The sequence below is a fragment of the Desulfuromonas svalbardensis genome, assembly GCF_055389415.1.
In genome coordinates this window covers 2,285,512-2,312,458 of sequence record NZ_AP042416.1, presented here as the reverse complement: position 1 = coordinate 2,312,458, position 26,947 = coordinate 2,285,512, and the positions used below count along the sequence as shown (strand labels likewise).

At 44.2% G+C, this 26,947-nt stretch carries 25 protein-coding genes and 1 pseudogene; 7 read left to right on the top strand and 19 right to left on the bottom strand.

Going from position 1 to position 26,947, the window contains the following annotated elements:
- Positions 1-4 precede the first annotated feature (4 nt).
- The 12 genes from nrdR to ACZ5KY_RS10355 form a co-directional block, all read right to left on the bottom strand.
- Positions 5-481, bottom strand: a complete 477-nt coding sequence (gene nrdR, locus ACZ5KY_RS10410) for a transcriptional regulator NrdR (protein ID WP_464243832.1) — start codon at positions 479-481, stop codon at positions 5-7.
- Positions 482-536: 55 nt separating this feature from the next.
- A complete protein-coding gene (locus ACZ5KY_RS10405; protein WP_464243831.1) occupies positions 537-983 on the bottom strand; it encodes a deoxycytidylate deaminase in 447 nt (148 codons plus the stop codon).
- Position 984: 1 nt separating this feature from the next.
- A complete protein-coding gene (gene glyA, locus ACZ5KY_RS10400; protein ID WP_464243830.1) occupies positions 985-2,232 on the bottom strand; it encodes a serine hydroxymethyltransferase in 1,248 nt (415 codons plus the stop codon).
- Between the two features lie 133 nt (positions 2,233-2,365).
- Positions 2,366-2,815, bottom strand: coding sequence for a ribose 5-phosphate isomerase B (gene rpiB, locus ACZ5KY_RS10395; RefSeq protein ID WP_464243829.1), 450 nt, complete (start codon positions 2,813-2,815; stop codon positions 2,366-2,368).
- A 10-nt stretch (positions 2,816-2,825) separates the two neighbouring features.
- The gene (gene fabF / locus ACZ5KY_RS10390) at positions 2,826-4,058 is read right to left on the bottom strand and encodes a beta-ketoacyl-ACP synthase II (protein ID WP_464243828.1); all 1,233 of its coding nucleotides are present in this window, start codon (positions 4,056-4,058) and stop codon (positions 2,826-2,828) included.
- A 171-nt stretch (positions 4,059-4,229) separates the two neighbouring features.
- Complete coding sequence (acpP, locus tag ACZ5KY_RS10385) at positions 4,230-4,463, bottom strand: acyl carrier protein (RefSeq protein ID WP_464243827.1); 234 nt, start codon at positions 4,461-4,463, stop codon at positions 4,230-4,232.
- An 83-nt stretch (positions 4,464-4,546) separates the two neighbouring features.
- Positions 4,547-5,287 (bottom strand): 3-oxoacyl-[acyl-carrier-protein] reductase, encoded by a 741-nt coding sequence (fabG, locus tag ACZ5KY_RS10380; RefSeq protein WP_464243826.1) that lies wholly within the window; start codon positions 5,285-5,287, stop codon positions 4,547-4,549.
- Between the two features lie 28 nt (positions 5,288-5,315).
- Positions 5,316-6,230: an ACP S-malonyltransferase gene (fabD, locus tag ACZ5KY_RS10375; RefSeq protein ID WP_464243825.1), complete on the bottom strand. Its 915-nt coding sequence runs from the start codon at positions 6,228-6,230 to the stop codon at positions 5,316-5,318.
- Positions 6,231-6,282: 52 nt separating this feature from the next.
- Entirely contained in the window at positions 6,283-7,263 is a 981-nt protein-coding gene (locus ACZ5KY_RS10370; protein ID WP_464243824.1) for a beta-ketoacyl-ACP synthase III, read from the bottom strand.
- Positions 7,264-7,294: 31 nt separating this feature from the next.
- Positions 7,295-8,326, bottom strand: a complete 1,032-nt coding sequence (gene plsX / locus ACZ5KY_RS10365) for a phosphate acyltransferase PlsX (protein ID WP_464244656.1) — start codon at positions 8,324-8,326, stop codon at positions 7,295-7,297.
- 18 nt (positions 8,327-8,344) lie between these two features.
- On the bottom strand, positions 8,345-8,524 hold the full coding sequence (rpmF, locus tag ACZ5KY_RS10360) for a 50S ribosomal protein L32 (RefSeq protein WP_464243823.1): 180 nt from the start codon (positions 8,522-8,524) through the stop codon (positions 8,345-8,347).
- A 132-nt stretch (positions 8,525-8,656) separates the two neighbouring features.
- Entirely contained in the window at positions 8,657-9,202 is a 546-nt protein-coding gene (locus tag ACZ5KY_RS10355; RefSeq protein ID WP_464243822.1) for a YceD family protein, read from the bottom strand.
- Between the two features lie 552 nt (positions 9,203-9,754).
- On the opposite strand from ACZ5KY_RS10355, the gene ACZ5KY_RS10350 reads away from it, so the two are divergent.
- Positions 9,755-10,150: an FxsA family protein gene (locus tag ACZ5KY_RS10350; protein WP_464243821.1), complete on the top strand. Its 396-nt coding sequence runs from the start codon at positions 9,755-9,757 to the stop codon at positions 10,148-10,150.
- A gap of 18 nt (positions 10,151-10,168) precedes the next feature.
- Here ACZ5KY_RS10350 and ACZ5KY_RS10345 read toward each other — a convergent pair whose 3' ends face one another.
- The 5 genes from ACZ5KY_RS10345 to rfaD form a co-directional block, all read right to left on the bottom strand.
- Positions 10,169-10,795, bottom strand: a complete 627-nt coding sequence (locus ACZ5KY_RS10345; protein ID WP_464243820.1) for a class I SAM-dependent methyltransferase — start codon at positions 10,793-10,795, stop codon at positions 10,169-10,171.
- A gap of 40 nt (positions 10,796-10,835) precedes the next feature.
- The gene (locus tag ACZ5KY_RS10340) at positions 10,836-14,231 is read right to left on the bottom strand and encodes a UvrD-helicase domain-containing protein (protein ID WP_464243819.1); all 3,396 of its coding nucleotides are present in this window, start codon (positions 14,229-14,231) and stop codon (positions 10,836-10,838) included.
- A complete protein-coding gene (locus tag ACZ5KY_RS10335; protein WP_464243818.1) occupies positions 14,231-16,909 on the bottom strand; it encodes a PD-(D/E)XK nuclease family protein in 2,679 nt (892 codons plus the stop codon). Before ACZ5KY_RS10335 ends, ACZ5KY_RS10340 begins: the two co-directional genes overlap by 1 nt.
- Positions 16,910-16,958: 49 nt before the next feature.
- On the bottom strand, positions 16,959-18,353 hold the full coding sequence (locus ACZ5KY_RS10330; RefSeq protein ID WP_464243817.1) for a PQQ-dependent sugar dehydrogenase: 1,395 nt from the start codon (positions 18,351-18,353) through the stop codon (positions 16,959-16,961).
- 82 nt (positions 18,354-18,435) lie between these two features.
- Complete coding sequence (rfaD, locus tag ACZ5KY_RS10325) at positions 18,436-19,431, bottom strand: ADP-glyceromanno-heptose 6-epimerase (protein WP_464243816.1); 996 nt, start codon at positions 19,429-19,431, stop codon at positions 18,436-18,438.
- A gap of 600 nt (positions 19,432-20,031) precedes the next feature.
- On the opposite strand from rfaD, the gene ACZ5KY_RS10320 reads away from it, so the two are divergent.
- The 3 genes from ACZ5KY_RS10320 (at position 20,032) to ACZ5KY_RS10310 (ending at position 24,366) form a co-directional block, all read left to right on the top strand.
- Entirely contained in the window at positions 20,032-22,314 is a 2,283-nt protein-coding gene (locus ACZ5KY_RS10320; protein ID WP_464243815.1) for an NADP-dependent malic enzyme, read from the top strand.
- Between the two features lie 171 nt (positions 22,315-22,485).
- Positions 22,486-23,877, top strand: a complete 1,392-nt coding sequence (thrC, locus tag ACZ5KY_RS10315; protein ID WP_464243814.1) for a threonine synthase — start codon at positions 22,486-22,488, stop codon at positions 23,875-23,877.
- 66 nt (positions 23,878-23,943) lie between these two features.
- Positions 23,944-24,366, top strand: a complete 423-nt coding sequence (locus tag ACZ5KY_RS10310; RefSeq protein WP_464243813.1) for a hypothetical protein — start codon at positions 23,944-23,946, stop codon at positions 24,364-24,366.
- A 27-nt stretch (positions 24,367-24,393) separates the two neighbouring features.
- Here the strand turns inward: ACZ5KY_RS10310 and gloB are convergent, their stop codons facing one another.
- Together gloB and ACZ5KY_RS10300 are read right to left on the bottom strand one after the other, a co-directional pair.
- Positions 24,394-25,179, bottom strand: a complete 786-nt coding sequence (gene gloB / locus ACZ5KY_RS10305; protein ID WP_464243812.1) for a hydroxyacylglutathione hydrolase — start codon at positions 25,177-25,179, stop codon at positions 24,394-24,396.
- Between the two features lie 47 nt (positions 25,180-25,226).
- Positions 25,227-25,505, bottom strand: a complete 279-nt coding sequence (locus ACZ5KY_RS10300; RefSeq protein ID WP_464243811.1) for a YciI family protein — start codon at positions 25,503-25,505, stop codon at positions 25,227-25,229.
- Between the two features lie 301 nt (positions 25,506-25,806).
- Here ACZ5KY_RS10300 and ACZ5KY_RS10295 point away from each other — a divergent pair.
- The 3 genes and pseudogenes from ACZ5KY_RS10295 to ACZ5KY_RS10285 form a co-directional block, all read left to right on the top strand.
- Positions 25,807-25,968: pseudogene (locus ACZ5KY_RS10295) on the top strand (hypothetical protein); the annotation flags it as partial.
- A complete protein-coding gene (locus tag ACZ5KY_RS10290) occupies positions 25,944-26,084 on the top strand; it encodes a hypothetical protein (RefSeq protein WP_464243810.1) in 141 nt (46 codons plus the stop codon). The pseudogene ACZ5KY_RS10295 and the gene ACZ5KY_RS10290, both read left to right, overlap by 25 nt.
- A 129-nt stretch (positions 26,085-26,213) precedes the next feature.
- Complete coding sequence (locus ACZ5KY_RS10285; RefSeq protein ID WP_464243809.1) at positions 26,214-26,627, top strand: transposase; 414 nt, start codon at positions 26,214-26,216, stop codon at positions 26,625-26,627.
- Positions 26,628-26,947: the final 320 nt, after the last annotated feature.

Here is a 26,947-nt window from a genome sequence, read left to right as displayed (position 1 = left end):
TAAATTATTCCTTAGGCAAACTTGGAGTTTGGCCGCCGAGAATATCCTTCAACTCTTTCATAAACTCGTTAATATCTTTGAACTGACGATAAACAGAAGCAAAACGGACATAAGCTACCTCATCAAGATCATGAAGTGCTTGCATTACGACCTCACCCACACGACTTGCAGGAATCTCACGCTCTGGACTCTCTTGAAACGACAGTTCCATCTGGTCGACAATTTTTTCTATCGTCGCGATTGAAACTGGGCGTTTTTCACATGCCCGTTGCATCCCACCAATGATTTTTTGGCGATCAAAAGGTTCCCGACGACCATCCTTTTTAATGACTAAAGGGAGAGTATCTTCAATTCGCTCATAAGTCGTAAATCGACGATCACACTCGGAACATTCACGCCGACGACGAATATTATTACCCTCTTTTCCTAAACGAGAATCCACAACACGTGTATCGATACAGGTGCAAAAAGGGCATTTCATAGTTATGACTTTCACTTAAGCAAATAATAAGTACGAACTATTTCTTACATAAATTCTATGTAGTACAGGTAGATATCGAGATGCCTGACTCATCAAGAATTGATGATGCCAGCTCGTCTGGATAACCATCTAAATAAATAATTTTCTTAATTCCGGCATTAATCAACATTTTCGCGCAAATAACACAGGGTGCATTGGTACAATACAGGGTGCTATCAGCAATATTAACCCCGTGCTTAGCAGCCTGAATAATGGCATTTTGTTCTGCATGCAAACCACGGCAGAGTTCGTGCCGTTCCCCCGAAGGGATATTCAACTGCTCACGCAAGCAACCGGTTTCACTACAGTGACGAATACCAGAAGGTGTTCCATTATAACCAGTGGTAAGAACATTTTTATCTTTAACAATGACAGCACCTACTTTGCGGCGCAGACAGGTTGAGCGACTGGCCACCAAGCAAGCAATATCCATAAAATATTTTTCCCACGATGGGCGGTCCACGTTATTTTAACCGATCCGCATACAGAGGGAACTGTAAGCACAACTCCTTAACTTCTGCACGAATTGTTGCCAAAGCATCTTCATTTTCTAAATTATTCAAAGCACGATCAATCCACTCAGCAACCTTAGCCATCTCGACCTCTTTTAAGCCACGAGTTGTCGTTGCGGGTGTACCAATACGAAAACCACTGGTGACAAAGGGGGAACGAGTATCAAAAGGAACCGCATTTTTATTAACTGTAATGCCCGCTTTTTCTAAAGCAGCTTCAGCTACCTTACCCGTTGTTTCCGTGCCACTGAGGTCGACAAGAATCAAATGATTATCAGTACCACCTGAGACAAGATTGTAACCACGCTCAAGCAATCCCGCAGCAAGAGCTTTGGCATTTTTAACAACTTGTTGAGCGTATGTTTTAAATTCTGGCGCAAGAGCTTCTCTAAAAGAAACCGCTTTTGCAGCAATGGCATGCATTAATGGACCACCTTGACAACCTGGAAAAATACTACTATTGATTTTCTTAGCATATTCTTCACGGCACAAGATCATACCACCACGTGGGCCACGCAAGGTTTTGTGAGTCGTCGTTGTTACAAATTCAGCGTAAGGAACTGGATTTGGATGCTCTCCAGCTGCAACAAGTCCAGCAATGTGAGCCATATCAACCATGATCGGTGCGCCAACTTTGTCGGCAATTTGACGAAATGCTTCAAAATCAATAGTGCGAGGATATGCACTTGCGCCAACTACAATCAACTTAGGTTTATGCTCTAATGCCAACGATTCAACTTCATCGTAGTCAATCGTACCAGTCTCTTTTTTTACCCCATAAGGAATAATATTATATAGCTTACCTGAAAAGTTTACCGGTGAACCATGAGTTAAATGACCACCATGAGCCAGATTCATACCTAAGACCGTATCGCCAGGTTGGCACGCTGTAAAATAAACAGCCATATTTGCTTGAGAACCTGAATGGGGTTGAACATTCGCATGTTCTGCACCAAACAGCTCTTTCGCACGATCAATTGCCAGCTGCTCAGCAACATCAACAACTTCACAGCCACCATAATAACGCTTACCGGGATAACCTTCCGCATATTTATTGGTTAACACGGACCCTTGAGCCTCAAGAACAGCTTCACTAACAAAGTTTTCCGATGCAATAAACTCGAGATTATATTCTTGACGCTCTGTTTCATTGATAATGTTTTGAGCGATTTCTGGATCAACTTGAGCTAGGTTCTTCATAGAAACCTCCGATGTCGTAATAGTCTAAATTAAGGTAAATAATTAATACACATCATCTATCACAATATATGTATCAATTCTATCTAAGTAAAAATAATGGGTAGACACAAGTGTCTACCCATTTATAGTGTAACTATTTGTCTGAATTGTCCCCTGAACTAAGTTGGATAATTTTATTCAGCCGGTTTTGGTGTCGCCCACCTTCAAACTGACCATTAAGCCACACATCAACCATGCGACACGCTAATTCAGGTTTTAAAACACGACCACCAAGAACGAGGATATTAGCGTTGTTATGTTCACGAGCCATTTGAGCGGTAAACTCATCATGAACCAACGCGGCACGAACACCTGAGAATTTATTGGCAGCAATCGACATGCCTATCCCAGTTCCACACACCAGTATTCCCTCTTTTTCATCACCATTAGAAATCGGAGTTGCTACAAGAGCGGCATAATCTGGGTAATCAACCGAATCATCGGCATGAACACCGAGATCATTCACTTCAACACCGCGTGACTGGAGAAACTTAACGATAATCTGCTTCAGTTCTAATCCACCATGATCACTGGCAATCAACATATCATTAAACCTATATCTTTTTAAAAAGTAGCGTAGCGTTTGTGCCACCAAAACCTAATGAATTTGACATCGCAACATTTACCTCAACTTGACGCGCAGTATTTGGGACATAATCAAGATCACATTCGGGTGAAGCTTCATCGAGATTTATTGTTGGCGGAATAACACCTGTTTCCATCGCCTTCAAACAATATACAGCTTCCAGAGCACCCGCTGCACCAAGTGCATGGCCTGTCATACCTTTAGTTGAACTAATCATCACTTTATTAGCGTGATCACCTAATGCTGCCTTAATGGCCATTGTTTCGTACATGTCATTAAAAGGGGTCGATGTGCCATGAGCATTAATATAGTCGATCTCATCAATATTAATACCAGAATTATTCAATGCCATTTTCATACAACGTGCAGCACCTTCACCACCGGGAGCTGGAGCGGTAAGATGATACGCATCAGAAGTGAGACCATAACCACAGATTTCACCGTAAATTTTAGCACCACGTTTAACGGCAGTTTCATAATCTTCTAGAATAACAATACCTGCGCCCTCACCCATAACAAAACCATCACGGTCTTTATCAAAAGGGCGACTTGCCGCCGTAGGATCATCATTGCGAGTTGAAAGAGCCTTCATTACACAGAATCCTGAAATACCGAGAGGTGTAATGGTTGACTCTGTACCACCAGCGATCATCGCATCCGCATCGCCACGCTTAATCATATGGTAAGCATCACCAATAGAGTGAGTTCCCGTTGCACAAGCAGACACAGATGAAAGATTGGGCCCCTTAGCGCCATAACGGATTGAAATTTGCCCTGGCGCAAGGTTAATAATCAACATAGGGATAAAGAAAGGGGAAACACGCTTGTATCCGCTTTTATTCAACACATCATGGTATTTTTCAATAGCAGGTAAACCACCCAAACCAGAACCGACAAGGACTCCAACTCGTTCTGCATTTTCATCAGTGATTTGAAGGCCAGAATCTTCCATAGCCATATCCGCAGCAGCTAAAGAGTACTGAATAAAGAGATCCATCTTCTTGACATCTTTTTTGGGCATAAACTGTGTTGGATCAAAATCTTTAACTTCACCAGCAATCTGTGCAGGAAGCTCTGAAGCATCAAAGCGCGTGATTAAATCAATGCCAGATTTTCCTTCAGTCAAAGCAGACCAGTTTTTTTCAACGCCAGTCCCTAATGAAGAAACCGCACCAACACCCGTCACAACAACTCTACGCATGATAATGTCCTTTAAATTAATGAGTTAGCAGGATAACTTTGAAGGTTAACTTCAAAACCATTCCAGAATCCAGTCAACAACTGGATTCTGGAATAATAAAACAATATTTAAAACAGAAGGAGGACTACATAGTGACATGTAAATCCTCCTTCACGTTTGTTTATACAAAGATCAAGAATTGCTGCTGACGTATGTTACTGCGTCTTTTACTGTTTGAATTTTTTCAGCATCTTCATCAGAAATCTCAATATCAAATTCTTCTTCAAGAGCCATTACAAGCTCTACAGTGTCAAGAGAATCAGCACCAAGGTCGTCCATAAATGAAGCTTCTGAAGTCACTTGATCTGCCTCTACACCTAGTTGTTCTGCAACAATTTTTTGTACTCTATCTTCGGTTGATGCCATGATGTTTCCTCCGTGAATGTGTTAACAGCATAGTAGCTGAAGTGTTTGGTGCCATTGTCCCCAATAAGGATTTTGACAAGTAATTACATATACATACCGCCATTTACTGACAGTTCATGACCGGTAATATAACCAGCCTGATCGGAAGCTAAAAAAGCAACAGCTGCCGCAACATCTTCTGGTGAGCCGAATCGACCTAATGGAATTTGAGCCGACATCTCACTACGAACTTTTTCTGGTAACTCTGAAGTCATATCCGTTTCTATAAACCCTGGTGCTACCGCATTGACAGTAATATTTCGACGCGATAATTCACGAGCATTTGAACGCGTCAAACCCATTAAGCCGCCCTTGCTGGCACAATAATTAGCTTGACCGATATTACCCATTTGACCAACCACTGAAGTGATATTGATAATTCGTCCATAACGCTGCTTAGACATAACTTTGGCGACCGCCTGAGTACAAATAAAAGCACCTTTAAGGTTAATGTCAAGGACAGTATCCCAATCATCTTCCTTCATTCGTGCCATCAACGTATCACGTGTAATTCCAGCATTATTGACCAAAATATCAATTTGACCAAAAGCTTCTTGCGCTGCAGAAACCATCTTTGCAACATCAGCAGATTGACCAACATCAGCTTGAACAGAAATAGCATCACCACCCAGCTGTTTAATTTGAGCAACAAGATCTGCTGTGTCTTCAGCCTTACGACTTACTGCAACAATTTTTGCCCCGCAGGAAGCTAGATGCTCCGCAATATTGCGGCCAATCCCTCTTGAAGCACCTGTAACAATAGCAACTCGATTCGTTAGCACCATCTTTAAAACTCCTTAACAGGTTAATACGTTACAGTGCCTGCAAAGAGGCAATACTTTCAACATTAGCAACAGGTATTTTACGCTCAATACGGCGAATTAACCCACTCAGAACTTTACCTGGACCAATTTCAATAAAGCGATCAACACCGTTATCTAACATGTATCGAACTGATTCATCCCAACGCACAGGTGCACTGACTTGAGATATTAATAATTCCTTGATACGAGAACTATCGCTGTTAACCGCAGCCTCAACGTTGGTTACAACAGGTATATCAATATTCGATAGAGTAATCGCATCCAACACTGACTTGAGCTGCTCACCAGCTGGGACCATCAGGGCGCAGTGAAATGGAGCACTCACAGGAAGGAGCATAGCCTTTCTAACGCCATTTTCCTTCGCTAAGGCAATCACTCGATCAACAGCAGTGGTGTGACCGGCAATAACAATTTGCCCTGGGCTGTTGAAATTCGCTGCCGAGACAATCTCACCTTGCTGTGCTTGAACACATAACTCTTGCAAAAGTTCTGCATCAATACCCAAAACAGCGGCCATAGCACCGGTACCAACAGGCACAGATTGTTGCATAAATGTTCCGCGCTGACGAACCGTATAGACAGCATCCTTAAACGCCATAGCACCTGATGCAACAAGTGCAGAATACTCACCAAGTGAATGTCCTGCTACAAAGTCTGGCTTCAGGTCGGTTTCGTGCTCTAAGACACGTAATGCTGCAATACTCATCGTCAAAATAGCCGGCTGAGTATTAGCGGTTAACTTAAGATCTTCGTCTGGGCCCTCAAAACACATCTTTGTCAGGTCAAAACCAAGCGTATCGTTTGCCTCTTCAAAAATATGACGAGCAACTGAAAAGTTTTCTGCTAACTCTTTTCCCATTCCCGCATGTTGAGCGCCTTGCCCAGGAAATACAAATGCTAACATTGATAATACCTTTTTCAATCAAACAACTTGTTACAGTTGAATATTAATTTACTTACCAGCGCAGGAGACAAGCACCCCATGTAAAGCCACCACCAAATGCATCAAAAACGAGAATATCCCCCTCGTTCAAGAGTCCTTTGCGATTCGCTTCATCAAGAGCAATAGGGATAGACGCGCCAGAGGTATTTCCACACTTATCGACATTGACATACATTTGGTCATCACGGAGTTTTAAACGCTTTTTAACAGCATCTAGAATTCGGCGATTGGCCTGATGAGGGAAAAGCAATTTCACATCATCTGTAGTCATATTGTTTTTATCAAGAGCTTCAACGGCAACATCGTAAAGTGAACGAACGGCCATCTTGTAAACTTCATTGCCTGCCATATGCAAGAAAGGGAGGCGCTGCTCAATCCCTGAAACTGTTGCTGGATGTTTTGCACCAAAACCAGGTTGATACAATAACTCCCAATATGAACCATCAGAATGGAGATGCGTGGATAAGATTCCGTGATCACCATCTTGAGCTTCAAGGACTACGGCGCCAGCACCATCACCAAACAAGATACAGGTATTGCGATCTTCCCAATCAATAATACGACTAAGAATTTCTGCGCCAATAACTAAAGCACGTTTAGCACTGCCAGCTTGCAAGTATTGAGTTGCAGAGGTTAACGCATAAACAAAACCACTACACGCAGCGGAGACATCCCATGCTGCAGCATTAACAGCACCAAGCTTATCTTGTACAAGACATGCCGTGGAAGGCCAAGGGAAATCACCAGTGATTGTTCCAACAATAACAAGATCAATTTCATCAGCCGTAACTCCGGCCATATCCATAGCTCGTTGTGCTGCAATCACTGCAAGATCAGAGGTCATTTCATTCTCTGCTGCAATTCGTCGCTCTTCAATACCGGTGCGTGCTGAGATCCAATCATTTGTGGTATCGACCATTTTTTCAAGATCGAAATTCGTCAACACTTTTTCTGGCAAATAGGAACCAGTACCTATGATCCTTGCTTTTTTCACTGCGTATCCCCTTAATTTATTTCAATCGCAATCAAACAGTTCCAAGTGAAGGACTGTCGATACTTTCAAGAGGCTTTAAACTGTTCAATTGCTGTACCAGCTCAGAAATCATCTCTTTATCGACGCTATTAGCAGCTTGACCAATAGCATTGGTCAGTGCTTTGACATTAGAACCACCGTGACAGATGATGCTTGTTTCTTGAATCCCAAGCAATGGGGCACCACCATACTCAGCATAATCGACTTTTTTCTTAAAAGCACGAAATGCTGGCCGCGCCAACAGGTAACCCATCTTTGCTAAAAAGCGCGACTTCAACTCCTTTTGCAACATCTGACCAATTGAATCAGCCAAACCTTCTGACACCTTCAATACTACATTGCCAACAAACCCATCACACACGACAACATCTACAACACCACTATAAATATCACGTCCCTCAACATAACCTATATAGTTAAATGGATACTTCTGGAGCCGCAGATGGGTTTCTCTCGTTAGTTCATTACCTTTTTTCTCTTCAGCACCATTAGACAACAAGCCTATACGTGGTGCATTCTTTCCCATAAGGTGACGAGCATAAACATCTCCCATGACGGCAAAATGTTCAAGGTGGATGGCTTTACAGTCTACATTTCCGCCAACATCTAAAATGAGCGTCTGCCCTTCAAGATTTGGCATTATTGTCGCGATTGCAGGTCGTTCTATGCCTTTAATTCTTTTGGCAACAAACATTCCTGCAGCCATTGTTGCACCAGAGTTACCAGCACTCACAACAGCCTGCGCATCACCAGCCTTCACTACATCGTATGCAACGCGAATCGACGAATCTTTTTTCCGCCGTATCGCATCAGAAGCCGAATCATGCATACCTACGACTTCAGATGCGTGATGAATACTGATATGTAAACCTGTGACATCAAATTTAGATAACTCGCTGGTGATCCGAGCCGAATCACCAACAAGAACAATTGACATACCCCATTTACGTGCAGCAGCAACAGCACCCTCTACCTCAACGGCAGGAGCATTATCGGTACCCATGGCATCAACTGCGACAACAATTGATTTCATCAAAGAAACCTAGTCCTCAGTTCCGAGAACGTTACGGTCTTTATAAAAACCACAGCTACCACAAGCACGGTGAGGTTGCTTAGGCTCATCACACTGAGGGCAAGTTGACAAACCTGGTGCGGTCAATGAATCATGAGCACGACGCATATCACGTCTTGATTTTGAAGTCTTTTTCTTTGGCACTGCCATGGACTGAATCTCCTTATTCTGTATCTATTTTAAAATGTGGCGCCATTGATTATTTATCAACAATGATCATGGCTATATATTGCTATTGATGACCCAGCATCAATAACCGAACAAAAGTAAACCGATTTGACTCTATTTTTCAACCTTAAAATCTTTAAGCGCAGCAAAGTTAATACTTACCTTTGCATCTGCACAATTACATTGTGCGTTATTGAGGTTAACACCACACTCCAAACACAAGCCCTTACACTGCTCATCACAGAGTGGATGATCGGGTAAAAGCAGAAGAACTTGTTGCTGAATCTCCTCCGTAATGTCAATACAACCTTCGGTGAACAATTCTAGTCCCATTTCAGCAGCAGACAGTTCAAGCTCTTCACCATCATCACCAGAAACCTGTGGTAATTCATCCACATAAGTCTGATGAAAACTTCCATTAATCTTTCGTTGAGTTGGAGCCAGGCATCGCTTACAGGGTATCCCAACCTCGGTAGCAATACGCCCCTGGATCTCAACCATGCCGCTAATCTTGTGAACACTTAACGTCACAGCAACAGGTGAAATAAAAGTACACACACCACCCTTTTCCAAATCCGCTAACGCGGAAAAATGTGATGCAGGTTCTTCAATTACTATTTCCGCACCACACTCTTTAATTTCACTTACTTGTAATTGCATTGTATGAACCTAAGATTAGAGAAAGCGGCCAGTATAGTTATTGCCTTCTTTTTGTCAAGTTAAAACCCGTGATTAAATCAACAAACAGCACCTTGATAAATAACAAAAAGTAATTAACATATAAGCAAGATTATATCGAACGAAATCAATACTAACGTATGACGACAATAATATGAGGAATCTTCTTTGATCATCTACATTAAATTCATCAGCAAAACAACACCATTGCAGCATGCCAAAAACGGCAAAATCAACAATAAAAAAACGGATATCTGTTAGATATATCCCTTGACAAATAAAAACTGACACATTTCAGGGTACTTAGCATTTTACGCACAAAAACTGTTGATAACCTGTTAGTAAAGCTGTTAATGATGTCCTTGATTCAGCGTCAAAATCACCTCTCATCATTTTGCACATTTTTTAGGCAACATTATTAACTCTATAATTTCAGGCAGTTAACTAGATTTGATGATTTCATTTTGAAAATCGTATGATTCAGTACCCTAGAGGGTATATTTAAATTAAATTCCACACACTAAAGAGGTAGAAATGTTCATAAGACTCCTAATACTCTTCACTTCCATCCCAATCGTTGAAATCTACGTACTTTTAGAGGCTGGTGAACTCATTGGCTTATGGCCAACAATTAGTTTAATATTTTTGACTGGTATTGCAGGAGCTTACCTAGCACGCACCCAAGGCAGTGATACTGCTAAAAAAATTCAAGTTGCTCTACAAAAGGGTGAAATGCCGACAGAAGAACTATTGGATGGTGCTATGATTTTAGCTGGAGGGATCACCCTCTTAACACCAGGCTTCGTTACAGACCTAATTGGCTTCAGCCTCTTGCTACCTGTGACACGTATCCTAATTAAGGAAATAACGAGAAAGTGGCTCAAGCGAATGGTAGACACAGGTCAAGTTCATATCCAGTACCGCCAATAAAGGAAACTTATTATTTGATTATTCTTTATAGGCCCATACAAGAAAAACTGGATATGTGTGCTGTTCCAATCCTCGCTGCTTAACAATACGATGAACAATAACTGACTGTGCGTTCATTAACCCCATTTCGTGAAGTTGAGCAATGAGCGCTACAGGATCAACACCATGATGTTCAACGCCTTGATCGCTATCGTGAAAGCTGCCATCTTCCATAGCCAGATCAGCAAGAGCAATGACACCACCTGTTTTTAGTCCGGCAACAAAAGCTTTTAGAGTTGAATCAATATCACCAACATGATGCAGCACCATTGAACTGAATATGAGGTCATAATTTTCGGGACAAAGAGATGGAATCGTGGTGCCATTATGACGAGTGGTGATATTATCAACATTGGCAGCCAGAGCTTTTTCCTCAACAACGGTTAGCATACCAGTAGCATTATCCATTGCCGTCACATGCTTTAGCTGTTGGCACAAATGAAATGTGACCAATCCTGTTCCACTGCCAAAGTCAAGTGCTTCCATTTGTCGATTTAATGATATTTTTTCTTTAATTGCCGATGCAACTGCTTCAGCAAGTTCAACCCGTTGCGGTTTTTCATCCCATGTTTTCGCTACTGCACTAAAATTCTTTCTGTTTGCCATTCCACACTCCATTCACCGTAATTCAATATTGAAACACAGATCAAAACAACTCACCTTGACCTGGACGACATTGCGGACCCACATCCCGCATCTCACACCAACCTGCAAACGCGGGAAAGTAAAGTGCGCAACGACAAGGATGCATTGGATCAAACTGTTCTAAGAATAGAACATACTGATTCAACTGCTCACAATAACGCTGACACTGATCATCATAGAAAGCAGACTCAGACTGATGAGCTAATGGTTTTGAAGTCTTATAATCAATAATCCAACGCACACCTTGATCGACAAAAGTTCGATCAACAATAAGGTTAATCAGCTTACCTTGATCGTAACCTGTCAATGCCAGTTCACACTCAGCCTGTTCATGATGAGTAAGTATCCATTGCCCGCGCTCACTGCTAAGTGTGCGCTCCAACATTACTATAATATGTTCGACCGCATCAGCAATTGCCTGCTCATCAAGCCCTTGCGCGCTCAGTTGCGCAGCAACTAATGGTGAACACATTCTGACACCATCTCGCGTTACGCTATCACGTCCTTGCTTCGCTAAGCGCTCCAGCCAACTGTGCGTTATGGTACCAATAATAGCGGCGTTACGATTCTCGGATAAAGGTGTCCGGCCAACATGGACACGTTGCCCTAACTCTCCCTTACTTAATGCCTCCAGTGCCCCACTAAGCTCTTCACAGCGTTCAACAACTGTCGCTTGTGGTAATCGATGCAAAAGATTGTGTACATCTCTTTGAGGACGAAAATCTAGCGCTTCAATTCCATCAAAGTGAGACTCAACAGCTGGCCATAATTTTTCCAGTAGCGAGCCTTTTGCTGGCCGTGGCACATCATCTTGATTGAAGTCAGCATGGCCAGAAAGATAAAGATGGCGTTTCGCCCTCGTCACGGCAACATATAGCAACCGAGCAACCTCATACGTTGATTTTTCCTGTTCAACCCTACCCAACAAATCATATATCGGATCATCTTCGGAATCACCACGGGCCGTAATCGGCGCCAAGAGCAAGCCACATTCAGGGTGTTCCTGCCAACGCAAAAGAGTCTTCTCTTCACCACGTGGACGACGACCAAGACCCGGTAAAATGACATGATCGAATTCGAGTCCTTTAGATTTATGAATCGTCATCACCTGAACACGACAGTCGTTCAGTGTTTCATTGACTGAAAAAAGACCATCAAGCTCTTCATCGAGCTGCTCAAAGCTCTGTAAGTCGCCTCCGCAATCTAGCTTATCCAATAACAGAAACAGTTGTTCAACGTCGCGACATGCCGCCTTGCTATAACAATCAGGGCCTTGCAACGCCAACCATGTTTCTTCAATCATTTCACGTAAAGGACAACGGCCCCGTTTCTCTATCGCTTGCAGCAACGGTTCACGTAGCGCACGCACTCGCAACTGACCATCTTCTGAAAGTTGGGCCAACAGCGCATCATCGCTGATCATTTCGAGTATTGATAAACCGTTTTGACCCTGAAAAAATATTAGATCGGCAAGCCGAACACCACACCATGGGGCACGCAATACGGTCATCCAGCTTAAATGATCGGCACGATGCAACAGCGCCCGAACCAACGCCACCAAATCAGATATCACTGGGCGACTGGCTAAGGGGTCGACATTTTGCGCCTGATAAAGGATACCGGCATCACGTAACGCAGCTAAAATACAGCGTAAATGGGGCCGAGAACGGACAAGGATCGCGATATTTTGCTCTTCTGATTGTTGGAGGAGCTGCTGAATTAAGGTACATAGCTCCTCCCCCTCCCTTTCATCATCCCGCCCCCGTTGAGCAAACACCTGCACGGCATCGCCAGCGGCACATGGAAGCACAGGTTGCGCAGGTGCGTAACAAACCGCACCAGTGCCAGAATCTTCACGTTGCGGAAGAATGGTTGGGAACCAGCGATTTACCCAGTCAACAAGCCCTTGCTGAGAACGGAAGTTAGCGCTCAATTGCAGTGGTTGCAAAGGATAGTCTTCTACACCGCTGGCAGTTGCTTGCAAAAACAAGCCAACCTCCGCTTCCCTAAAGCGATAGATCGACTGCATCGGGTCGCCAACAACAAACAAGCTACGCCCCTCATCAATTTGCCAACCTGAAATCAATGTTTTTAACAAATCGAACTGTAACCACGATGTGTCCTGAAACTCATCGATCAAAATATGTTGCACTTGATGATCTAACATCAACAGTTGTTCGGTGGGATTACCGCTATCCACCAAAGCCTGACGCGCCTTGAGGGCGATTTCAACGAAATCAACTTCACCCTTACGACTAAACGCCAACCACAGCTGTGCCACCGCTTGCGGTAGTAAGGTGAACAGAGCCTCCAGGATCAACCATTGCTGCTGAGAGTACTGGGGGGCAGGTAAGGACCGCACAACAGCCCACAGATCAACACTAAAGCCCTCATCACGCAATGCTTGCAGCAGAGCCACCATCCGTTTTTTCATCGACACAAACGGCTCTTTTGTTCCCGCTGGAAAACCGCCATTTTTATCACACCGTTTTCGCCACTGGCCATCCGCGGTTAGCAACAGATCAGCAAACCCTTGCCACACATGGAGATGTTCAGGTGAGGCATCGGGAAACGATTCAATCTGGGCTAGCGCACACAGTGGTTTTTCTGGTTTTGGGCAATGTTGCGCGGCAAAAGAACCAAGAACCAACAACTCTTGCTGCAACACAGGGTCAAGGGTGTCCCGTAATTTTTCTAGTGAACCGGACACAATATGCGCCAAGCCCTTTTCAAGCTGCTGACGCTGCTGCCCAGCATCGCCTAGCAAGTGACGCAGCCATTGATCGCGCCGTGACAATAGCTGTATCAGCAACTGCTCTAAAATATCTGCACGATTGTCTAAATGGATCAATAATTGACGTACCGCATCATTAACAACCTCGGTGTCATGGTGTAAATGGATCACCTCAGCCACCGCTTCACGATAAAGCTGAGTCGGCATGGCACTGACTTGTGGTAAGCCACCCATGCGTGTCAGCCACGGCATTCTGCGAATTAAGGCGGCATTAAAACTGTCAATGGTTTGAATTTGAAGTTGATCAGGATGATGTAAAAGATGCCAACCAAGCTCACGATCTCGTTCCAATACCGCACAGGCGAGTTGTCGTGTTTGTCTTTGGTGATCCGCCTCTTCAACAATCCCCTCATTACCGTCGAGGAATTGTTGCCCTTGTTTTAGTGCCAACAGAACGCGCTGACGCATTTCGGCAGCCGCCTTACGGGTAAAAGTGATGGCTAAAATCTCATCGGGTCGCTCAACTCGACCAAGCAAAGCCAACAGCCGCTGAATTAACAGTTCGGTTTTACCCGATCCTGCTGGGGCGCGAACGATGCACGACAACTCTGGGTCGACAGCTTGATGACGTTGGTCTAAATCTGACAATTCTAGCGCAGCCATCAGCAGCTCTCCTCACGCTCAGCAATTCGACACAGCCGCGCTAAATCACAAAACTGACAAGCGCTTTTTGCAACAGGACTCACTTCAGCCTGCGCATTAGAAAAATCATGTGCTAATTGATCTAACTGGCGATCCCAATCATCGAGCAAAGCAGGCCAATCATCAATACCGCGCTTAACCGCAGCGCTCTTAGCAACAGACTTAACCCGTGGCATCACATCATCGTCAGCAGCAACCCCCTTTAACGCACATTCACCCGAGCGAATTTGAGCAAACACCACCGCAACAATTTGCTGCTGATGCTGATCAATCCCCTTCAATGCGTAGATAGGCAACTGTGGTTCGAGCAACGACTCACCAATCAGATCACTATTTTTAACCATACCGCTCTTATAATCAATCACCACACAGCCACTGTTATCATCTAAACAATCAACGCGATCAGGCACCGCCATTAACAATAGCGGACCAACCTGCACCTGTTGCCGCTGTTCAACGGCAACAACGGTAAAAGGTTTACGCGGACGTTCAAAACAACTGATCCATTCAAACAATAGTGTTGTTAAACGAGTCATCTCAAGCGGCAGCAACTCCTTAGCTTGATCATTCAACCGTGCCTGGCCTAATACCTCGCCAGTTAAGTTTTCGAGGCATTGCGTCAGGTCATCATCTGTCATTGAACACAGCTGCTGATGCGACGTCACCTCACCCCAAAACCGTTCACACACTTTATGAATTAAATCACCACGAACACGATTATCAATCCCCGTTTGCGGCGTTTCTAAAGCACGCACCTTTAATTGATGGTGGGCATAGGCGCGAAAAGGACACAACGCTTGATCTTTCAACACACTGGTGCCGCCTGAAACCTCGTAAGGTTGATCAGCTACAACCAACTTACGGCCCACTTCATCACAAAGTGATTCCAGCGTTACTTCCGTACCTTGATCATCACACTCCAATGCCGTTATTTCATCCTGTTGCTGACTCGTTAAACAGTGAATATTAGCGGGGATAAAAGGACTCGGTGAAAACGACACTACACCATCACCAGCAGGGTGACTCAAGACCACCTGCGCAGCTGAGCGACTCAATCGATCAATTGTCAACTGCGCATAGCGATGTTCGTGCTCAATACTCGAATGGGGCATTTGGAAATGACGTTGCACTACCGTAGGGATGAAGGGGTTATGTTGCACTCGCCCTGGCAAGACTTGATCTGTGAGGCCCGTCACCCAAATGGCATCAAAATGGAGACCAGCTGTTTCGAGAATCCCGGTCACATGCAGACGGTCATCTTGCGCTTTGGGCTGAAACAATTGCTCTGTGGCGAGCTTACGCAACATCGTTAATGCCGTTGAGCGATTCGTATCACCATGAACGACATTCAATGCGGCTAGAGCGGGCACCAATTTATCTCGCCACGCTGACAATGCTTGAAAGTCATCACTCGTTAAAGATCGATCACCCGGCCAACCCAACTGATTTAAGAGCTGATTAAATTGATCGCCCCATTTGACCAGTGATTGATTCCGTGACTTCTTATTATCATTGTCCAGCAAGGTAACACATTGAACAAACGAGTTATTACCATCCCCCTGCTTACGGCACACCTTGAGTAACGATGACAACGTTATCTCACGGATATTTTGCCGCCGCAGCCACGACTCTAACTGAGCACGAGAATTCGCGTCGGTAGTTCCGCCCGCTAACCAGGGCGAACGCAAGAGATAACTTAATGTTTCAAAATCGACAGAGTATCCAACACCCAACAATGTCAAAGCCGTCGCAACCATCCCTTGTTTAGCCAACGGTCGACCCAATGAGATATTAAACGATTGAATAGGAACACGTTCAGGAAAAAGTGAACGAGCCAATTCACGACAAAAAATCCGTTCAACGGTATTTTGCAACCGCGCCAGATCGGGAACCACCACCGCAACTCGTTCCGCACCGCGCTCTAGTTGCTGCCGTGCCCAACACGCTGCAACAGTAAGTTCCTCGCGCTCATCTTGACCCGAAAAACGTTCAATTTTGATGTTTTCTGAAGGACGAGGCGCTTCAACCTCAACACGACAACCTAGCTTGACAAATTGATCCTGTAACCGCTGCTGACTACCAGTAAATTCATCAAACCCGATAAACACTGCTATCGATGGCGCAACCACCCGTCCCTGATCGAGCAACGTGATCACATGATCAGTCAGAGCGGCACCATCTAGCCAGCCCCGCTGCTGACAGCGGTGCAAATAAGCAGTTTGCCAACGTAAGAAGGCATGATGTTCGGCCGACAGCAACGCCGCAACCTGATAATGACTTGAATCATTCAAACATTGCGCATCCACCACCAGTCGGTGCGCCTGAGCAACCAAACGGGTTGTCGCTTGAATCTGCATTAAATCTAATTGTTGCTTTAAAAGATCGGCACGAACAACCTGTTGCCACAGACAATCAGACTGAGCAGGATTGAGTAAATTACCCTCTTGGCCAACGTCAGCTAACCGACAGCTTAACCAGGTATCGAGAGTTAAAACCTCCGGCCGTTTCCACACCGTAGCGCCACACTCTTTTTGATACAGAGCATAACCATCTAACAGTGTTCGAGCCAGCCTACGGTTAACCGTAAACAGTGTTGCACCCGCTGCCACAGCCTGAAAAATAGATTTATAAGCACTCAAAATAGTTCACACTTCACAACAACGAACATAAGCTAACCCATTATTTTAATTATTCAAATGAAACTCTATAAACACATCCGGCGCGTTGATCTGTAACATAAAGGGCTCCGTCAGAACCAACAACACAATCCGTCGGCTCCCCCCATGGTTCCCCTTCAACACTCCAGCCCGAAACAAGATCAACGCCCCAACCAAGAATTCTACCTTCAGCTGAAAGCGGTACTCCCATTAGTCGAAACCCTTGCTGACGCTTACCATAATTTGCCCCTTGCAACACCATGTATAACATTGACTGATAAAGGGACGGACCCTTTATTTGATCACCAAAAGCCAACCCTCGTGGTGAACTATTGGCGGGTAGCTGTAAAATTGAAGGTTGAGTAGAACGACAAATTTCTGGCGTACCAAGCTCAGCGTCAGGTAATCGATCACCATAACAAAATGGCCAGCCATAATCACCATCAGCAACAAGCACATTCAGCTCATCAGGGTGAACATAAAAACCAAGCGATTCAGGACCATCATCGGTTGCCCAAATTGAACCACTCTTAGGGTGTACCGCTAACCCCTGACAATCGTACAACCCTGTCGCATGCAGTGCCATATCGCCATTACCCGTCAAACGGAGCACAGAAGCGCGCTGCCAACTTTCATCACCCATCTCAGCACCAACAGAGAGGTAGAGCTGTTGATCAGCTCCAACAATCAAAGCGTGTGCCCAGTGATGCTCTGCAACAGGGAGTTGATCATTAATTACCTGTTGGCGTTCTGATTCAAAATCGCCATCAGTATCATGCAGTGCAAGCAAACGTGAAGCGGTCGCAACATACAAGATACCCTCTTTAAAGGCCAAGCCACTCGGGCGATCGAGTCCTGAAGCAACAACGTGTGTCACGTCAGAAACACCATCGTTATCTTTATCAATCAAGGCAAGCACTTGACCAACCTTCGGTACACTAACAAACAGTACGCCTTGTTCATCAACCGCAAGGGCATAAGGTCGATTTAGCCCCGTCGCGAACAAACTCACAGAAACGCCATTAGCAACTTCAAGCGCCCGCTCACTATGATTCCATCCCTGCTGCAATGGTGCCGGAACCTCTAACGGTTGCAGCGTTATCGGCAACACCTGTTTACGAAGTTGACGATAACCATCATCACGCTTTGCCACCTCATTGAAGGCGCGTAAAACAGAAAGTCTAACGAGGGGTGGCCAAACATTAACAACCACGGCATTGGCAGATAAAACTGAGATTGGAATGGCCAACAGCAGCGCCCCTCGACCACAATGTTTGGCAACGAGAGCTACCCCTCCTCCAATCATAAACGTTGAAAGAAACCACAGGAGGCTGTTAGAAAAAGATAAAAAGGGGATCGCCATTGTAATGAACACCCCTATTGACAGCAGTAACGTCAACAAAGCGAAGCGGATGATTATTTTCAAGACATTGACTCCTCTACGACACAAAAAGGGCCCCTTACATAAGAAGCCCTTTCGGTCATTCATGCAGCTATAATCGCTAAATTTAATCGCCTAAATGATGATTAGGAACCAAATAGTTCACCACGTAATCACAAACAGAATCAGTCAATGAACGTTGTTTACCATCATATCCTGTTGCGCGTAATTTACTCACATCGGAGCAGGTGTAATACTGATACTTATCCCGTAATGAATCGGGCATCTCAACATATTCAATATTAACCTCTTTATCCAAAGCTGCAAATATAGCAGTCGCTAAAGCATTCCATGAATTAGCCCCGTCACTACCAATGTTGTATATTCCATTAGCATCGGGATTTTTCAGAAAATAAAGTGCCATATCAACAACATCTTTGACATAAACAAAATCACGCATCTGTTCACCATCGCCATATTCTGGAATATACGACTTAAACAAACCAATTTTGCCTGTCTCTAAAATTTGACGATAGGCCTTAATCACCAAAGAACTCATGTCACCTTTATGATATTCATTTGGACCAAAGACATTAAAGAACTTAAGGCCAACAATTTTATCGAGTATTCCCTCTTGCAGCGCCCATTGATCAAACATCTGCTTAGAATAGCCATACATGTTTAAGGGTCGCAATTGATTCAGTGCAGCTTCATCATCCTTAAAGCCCTGAGCACCATCACCATAAGTAGCGGCACTGGATGCATAGATAAATCGAGCATCACTATGAAGGGCCAACAACGCCATTTGCTTCGTATATTCAAAATTATTATGCACTAGATATCGCGCATCAAGTTCCGTTGTTGCCGAACATGCCCCCATATGGATTATGGCCTCTAAGCCATCCTCACCGAGGTCAAAATAATCGTGAAGTTGATCTGAAACAACCAGCTCCATAAAATCGTCTTTTTCAATATAATCGGCATAACTCAGCGGAGCTAAGTTCTTCCATTTTTCACTATGGCCGAGTGAATCAACAATCAAAATATCTTTACGACCCATTTTATTGAGCTGCCAAACCATTGCACTGCCAATAAATCCTGCACCACCCGTTACAATAATCACGATTTTAAATCCTTTATATATGTGGGGAACTATTTTATTACTCAAAAATAAACAGAATAATAGCACTTTCATTGGATACGAGTAAACCTGTCTCACCACTTCTCGACAACTTATTTTATTTTCACCACTTTACATATCAAACCAGAAAACAGAAAAAAACAAACGCCGTTTGTTTACTTATGTAAACATAAAATTCACTTTTAATAAAAATGTTAGTTTTATAACTTTCAGTTTGCCATTAAAAATCTATTGCCACACAGAATGAAATTGAGTCAACTAACCAAAACAACATAGACTAATCACCCTATACCACCGATGTTAATCCTTGCTAAAAACAGCATTAAATTGGCGATAAAGTGAAAAACCAAACACCTGTTAAACATGGTTACATTTGGCCGATTACGCTTGACAACTTTCCATACACAAGTCTATGTTATTTTTTTACCGTAACTAAAACATTTACACATGAAACAGCAGTACAAAACGTTTCCTCGCAATCGTTTCTAAAAAGTCACTTTAGATTGGTTGGTAAACGTAACTTACTTGTCGCACTTTGATTCCCCTGTTTTTATCCAGACTAAAACCGAAAGGAACATTTACATGTCTAAAAAGCAAGATGCACTCGATTACCACAGCATGGGTCGCAAAGGAAAAATTGAAGTTATCGCCTCAAAACCTTGTGACACAAGCCGTGACCTATCACTCGCTTACAGCCCGGGGGTTGCTGAACCCTGTCTTGAAATTGAGAAAGACCCAAAAACTGCTTATGAATACACCGCAAAAGGCAACCTTGTTGCCGTTGTTTCAAACGGTAGTGCTGTTCTAGGCCTTGGTAATATTGGCGCACTAGCTGGCAAACCAGTTATGGAGGGTAAAGGAGTTCTCTTTAAACGCTTTGCCGATGTTGATGTATTTGACATAGAACTCGACACTCAAGATCCTGATGATATTATTCGCACCGTGCAACTTCTTGAACCAACTTTCGGTGGCATTAATCTTGAGGATATTAAAGCTCCAGAATGTTTCTATATTGAAGAAACACTTAAAGAAACCATGAATATTCCCGTATTTCACGATGATCAACATGGTACTGCCATCATCGCCAATGCGGGGCTACTAAATGCCCTCGAAATCATTAAAAAAGATATTACAAAAATTAAGATTGTCGTCAACGGTGCTGGTGCAGCAGGGATTGCCTGTGCACAGATGGCCCTAACCCTCGGTGCAAAACTTGAGAACATGATCGCTTGCGACAGCAAAGGGGTCATCTATAAAGGCCGCACCGAAGGGATGAATGAGTATAAGGCTCGCCTAGCAACAGACTCCGAAGCCCGTACTCTTGCTGAAGCAATGGTTGATGCCGATGTCTTTTTCGGCGTTTCAGCAAAGGATGCTGTAACACCAGAGATGGTTGAATCAATGGCCAAAGATCCCGTCATTTTTGCCATGGCGAACCCTGATCCAGAGATTCTCCCTCCCGACGCAATGAAAGTTCGCAGCGATGCCATTGTTGGTACAGGACGCAGTGACTTCCCTAATCAGGTTAATAATGTTCTCTGCTTCCCATTTTTGTTCCGTGGCGCATTAGATACTCACGCTACAGCTATCAATGATGAGATGAAGATGGCCGCGGTTAAAGCGCTGGCGAATCTCGCCAAAGAAGATGTGCCTGATTCGGTTGTCAAAGCGTATGGCAACACCAAGTTTTCATTTGGTCGTGACTATTTGATTCCTAAACCCTTTGATCCACGGGTATTACTACATGTTGCACCAGCGGTTGCTCAAGCAGCCATTGATAGCGGTGTGGCAACACGTGACATCGGTTGTATCGATAAATACACCGAAGCACTTGAAGCACTACAAGGTCGCTCCAAAGAGGTCATGCGTACCCTGATCAATAAGGCGAAGTCAGATCGTAAGCGGGTTGTCTTCCCTGAGGGTGACAATGAAAAGATCCTGCGTGCCACACAAATTTTAATTGATGAAAAGATCGCCATCCCCATCTTGCTTGGCCCTGAGGATAAGATCAAAAACATGATCAAAACCCTTGGCCTTGATCTACATGGTGTGCAGATCATCGACACTAAAGGTAGCCCGAAGCATAATGAATATGCACAAGAGCTGTTCCGCCTTCGTCAACGTAAAGGGGTCACCCTTGCTGAAGCGAGTCGTACTATTTGTCGCGAGCGCAACTATTATGGTGCCATGATGGTTCGCATGGGTGATGCTGATGCGATGCTTTCAGGTGTTAACCACCATTACCCAGAAACCATTCGCCCAGCCCTTGAAGTGATTGGCAAGCAACCTTCTGTCAGTGGTGTCCACGGCCTCTACATGATGGTGTTTAAAAAAGAGGTGGTTTTCTGTGCTGACACCACGGTAACCATTGACCCAACAGCGGAAGAACTTGCTGAAACAGCAATACTTGCTGCGGCAAAAGCACGTCAATTCAATGTTGAACCACGCATTGCCATGCTGTCATTTGCTAACTTTGGCAGTGCCATCCACCCCTTTACAACCAAAGTTAAAAAAGCCACAGCACTTGTTAAAGAGTGGGCACCAGCACTCATTGTTGAAGGTGAAATGCAAGCCAATGTTGCTCTTGACCCTGAATTAACTGAGCAGCAATATCCATTTTCACAGCTTAAAGGCAATGCAAATGTACTAATTTTCCCTGACCTCAACTCAGGCAACATCTCCTACAAGTTGTTAAGCAAATTAGGTGGTGCTGAAGCGGTTGGTCCGATCCTCATGGGAATGAAAAAACCTGTTCATATTTTACAGCGCGGTGATGAAGTTAACGATATTGTCAACATGGCAGCGGTTGCTGTCGTTGATGCTCAGGAAGCTTTCGATCAAGAGATTAATAACGGCTTCCATTAATCTTTACCATCGTTAAACAGACCGAACTAAGACGGGGGAACCAATTGGTTCCCCCGTCTTTTTATCCGCTATAAAAAACCATCCTACTTCACACGCAACGCCCTCTTTTCATCTATGCACAATCCTGATATAGTTAACGTTTATTTGACACATCAATGGAGACTTAAAACCATGCGCTATATGAGTACTCGCGGCCAGGTTCGCGACATATCCTTTAAAGATGCGGTAATGATGGGCCTTGCTACCGATGGTGGTTTATTATTGCCAGAACACATACCAACAGTAAGTGCCGACGATCTAATCCGTTTTTCAACCATGAGTTACGCAGAGATTGCCTTCAATATTATCTCCAGGTTCACTGGTGATGATTTTGATAGCGCTGACCTGCGCGAGCTGATCGACCGCTCTTATGCGACCTTTGATCACCCCGATGTCACGCCTGTCGTTAAAAAAGATGGCGTTTATATTCTTGAACTATTTCATGGCCCTACTCTTGCTTTCAAGGATGTTGCGTTACAATTTCTCGGCAACCTGTTTGAATACCTGCTTGAAGAGCGTGACCAAAAGATGAACATTCTTGGTGCAACTTCGGGCGATACGGGTAGTGCCGCCATTTATGGTGTACGTGGCAAAGAAAAAATCAACATCTTCATCATGCACCCACACGGCAAGGTATCACCCATTCAAGAACTTCAGATGACCACCGTCACCGACGCCAACGTCTTTAATCTTGCTATTCGTGGCACATTTGATGACGGCCAACGCATCATTAAAGAGGCCTTTGGTGATCTTGATTTCAAATCGGAATACTCCCTCGGTGCGGTTAACTCGATCAACTGGGCACGTGTTTTAGCGCAAATCGTTTACTACTTTTATGCCTACAGTCGTGTGCAACCAGAAACCGAGAGTAAACTGATCGACTTCTCGGTACCAACTGGAAACTTTGGCGATATATTTGCTGGTTACATGGCAAAAAGGATGGGACTCCCTATTGGCAAACTCATTCTTGCCACCAACGAGAACAACATCCTATCCCGCTTTGTCCTTGATGGTGACTACTCCGTCGGCAACGTCGTTGAAACCCTATCGCCATCGATGGATATTCAAATTGCAAGCAACTTCGAGCGATATCTATTTTATCTTCTCGATGAAGATAGTGAATCACTCAAGGCATTGATGGAGAGCTTCTCCGGCAGCAACAGCTTACAGTTTGACGAACAACTGCAAGCGAAGGTTCGACAAGACTTTGCATCGTTGACAGTCAACAAGGCAGAGACCCTTGATCAAATCACTAAATTTTATCAGGCGACTGAATATGTGCTCGACCCACACACCGCTGTTGGAGTGAAGGCAGGGCAAGAACTGAGCGATCCCGATATTCCTGTAGTGTGCTTGGCCACCGCCCACCCTGCAAAATTTGGTGAAGCGGTACAACAGGCGATCGGTCAGCCTCCACAGATGCCAGCATCGTTAGAAGGGATTGAGCAACGTGAACGACGCTGCGATCTCATCGATGCCGATACGGAACAGATTAAAGCCTACCTTGTAGAGCGAGCACACTAACTAAAGAAAAAGCCCTCAACTAAATTGTCGAGGGCTTTTTATTATCAATAAAAGGATTATCCCACCATGCCTTATCAACATAAAATTTTCCTAGTAATGATTTTCTCCACATTAATGTTATCGGCGTGCCAATCTGAGCACGAAACATCAACACCACAACCCGTTGAAGTAGAAGAACCTGCTTCCTCAACTGAGGAACACCCTGCGTTAACAGAACAATCAACACTACCAATTAAACAGCCAGCAGTTCAGATCACTACGCCACCCATTAATTTAGACGTGACACAACAATCCCTTAAACAATTGTATAACGAAGAAGATCAAGAGATTACAGCAGACGCACCCGTGCGGATAACGAAACAGTCCGATGGCGCACAGAAAACAGAGATTAGTGGTGGAGTTTTACTCGATGAACAGGGAAGCATGATGAATGACGGCGTCGATAATATCGATGGAGCCGAAGTGAAGATTAGCGTACCACTTCACTAAGAAGCGGTACGCAATATCATTGATGGTCTAATAACGATTTTTTCGTTTACGCAGTTCAGTGAACACCTCTAACTCTGAATTTTCTTCCATCTTCAAAGCCTTGCGCAACGCGCAATCATTGGTGCGTAAAAATGAATTGGTCGTTAACTCTTCTGCCAACCGAACAGGAATTGTCGCCTCATCACGTTCACGTTGCAACTGGACGGCACGCAACTTGTTGCGCACAACAACTGAATTCGGTTCAACATATTCGGCAAAGCGATAATTGTCTAACGTGTATTCATGGCCACAATAAAGAAGTGTTTCAGGTGGCAATGATTTAAGGCGCTGGAGCGAATCAAACAGCTGCTCCATTGTACCCTCAAAAACACGTCCACAACCACCCGAGAACAGCGCATCTCCACTAAACAGCGCACCAGGAAAACTATCATCAGCGGGGATATAATAACTACAATCCGCTGTCGTATGCCCCGGCGTATAAACAACTTGTATCGCGCCACTGTCCTGAGAAACCGATGAACAATCAAGCTGTGACAACGTTTCTTCATTCGTTAAAACAACATCAACAACAGGAATCCGTTTATCAGCACCAATGATGGTACAACCCGTAACACGCTTTAATTCCTCATTGCCTTGGCAATGATCCTGATGCATATGGGTATTCAAAATCGCTGACAACGTACAGCCATGTTGTTCGATATACTGTAAAACAGGCTGAGCATCACCTGGGTCAACAACAACCGTTGAGCCACCCAAGTGAATAACATAACAATAATTATCTTGATTGGTTGGTAGCATCTGAACTTGTATCATTACAGTGACCTCCCATATTGAACGAAGAATGAAGCGCTTAAAATAGTTTATGCAGGTAACACTTTTTTCCAGGTACTAATGGTCACGTTTTCAAACAAACCCGCCTTAGCATAAGGATCGTTTGCAGCAAACGTTTCAGCTTCTTCACGGCATTCTATATCAAGAATCACAACCGAACCATTCATATTGCCCTCATCATCAAGAGTTGGCCCCGCTGCATTGAGCTTTTCGCCAAAACTCTTTAAATACTCAACATGAGCAGGACGGTTTTCCATACGAACGTCTAAATGGTTTTTCTTGTCGATACAATGAACAACATACAACATGATTATTTACTCCAATTTTATGATTTCTTGTGAACTCGTTACCCTAGCAAGTGTTAAGAATAATCTATCCGAGTAAGATTGTCCAAGATTCATCACGTAAGGCAAAGTACCCAGCTATTCAATTCGTAATGGTCACGCCATATAAATTCACCTCGCACTACAGGTTAGTCAACAGCAGACTTGACCCCCTTTCTATGCTGAATATCTGATTCGTAACAATGAGCAGTTTGTTTATGCTTCTAATGTTGCAGTCAAACATAACCGATCATTACTAGATGGTCATTGAGATAAAAACGACACCAAAGATGCTACAAACATTGCCGATCTCATCGGTCAAAGTCGTTGTCAATATTACGATCTAGCTGCTAATGACATCAGAGAGTTACGCAGTCTCCTTGCGTATCGTAATAAGCTTAAAAAACAGAAAACGGCTTACGAATGCGTATCCGCAACAATCTGCTAGCCCAATACTTTCCTGAACTCGATAAACAGATGCCATCGGGAGGTCAAGATGGTTTGATCCTCGATATCATCGCTAAAGACTTTGATCCAGTACATATTGCAAAAAACACCATTTGAAACTTTTCGCCAGCAATACAAGCTATCACGGCGCCACCTTCGCTATGAAAAACGGCTACGCACCATATGGGAACAAAGCCAACAATCTGTCGGTTGCTTCCTCCCCGAGCTGCTGCATGGGAGGGACAGATGATTGTCGATCAGCTCTACCATACCAGACAGATCAAACATGACTTAGAGGAGCAACTTAAACACATTGGAGAAACGTTCTCATCATATCGATGTATTATAACCATCCCCGGCTTTGGGCCAATCATCTCAGCAATGCCCCTTGGTGCGATTAGCGATGCCCATCGCTTTACCAACCGCAAACAAGTATTACGCCTTGCAGGACTTGATTTAAGTGCATCACGCAGTGAAAAAACAAGCAACAGTGTCGTACCCGTAATCTCTAAACAGGGCAAAGCCACATTAAGCTATGGGTTATATCAAGCAGCCCTGATTGCCAGTTACCAAGATGAAACCATCAGAAACTACTTTACACGACTACTCAAAGGGCGAGAACTAGAACGCGCATTAAAACCAAAATGCGAATCAAATTAGCCGCAAAACGTTTTATCGTCGCGTGGACAATGATGAAACGAAGTCTTCGATTCTAGATATTTCAAGGTATAACACCACCTTCGAAATAGCCATTAGCGAGATGAGTCCGATCAACAACGTTGAGGCATAAAGACCTCGGGCGGGACAAACACGGACATCTCACTGGAGTCTTGAAGATTGATAAGGAATGATGAGGCGGCCGCGCTCCCATTGAGGACGGGGGATGCCGGATATTTGTAACGATCAAACTCAAGGTTCGCCAAGTTGTGAGACTAACGCCACGTGTTGATATAGCAGGAGTGGTTCGTTCAAAATAGGGA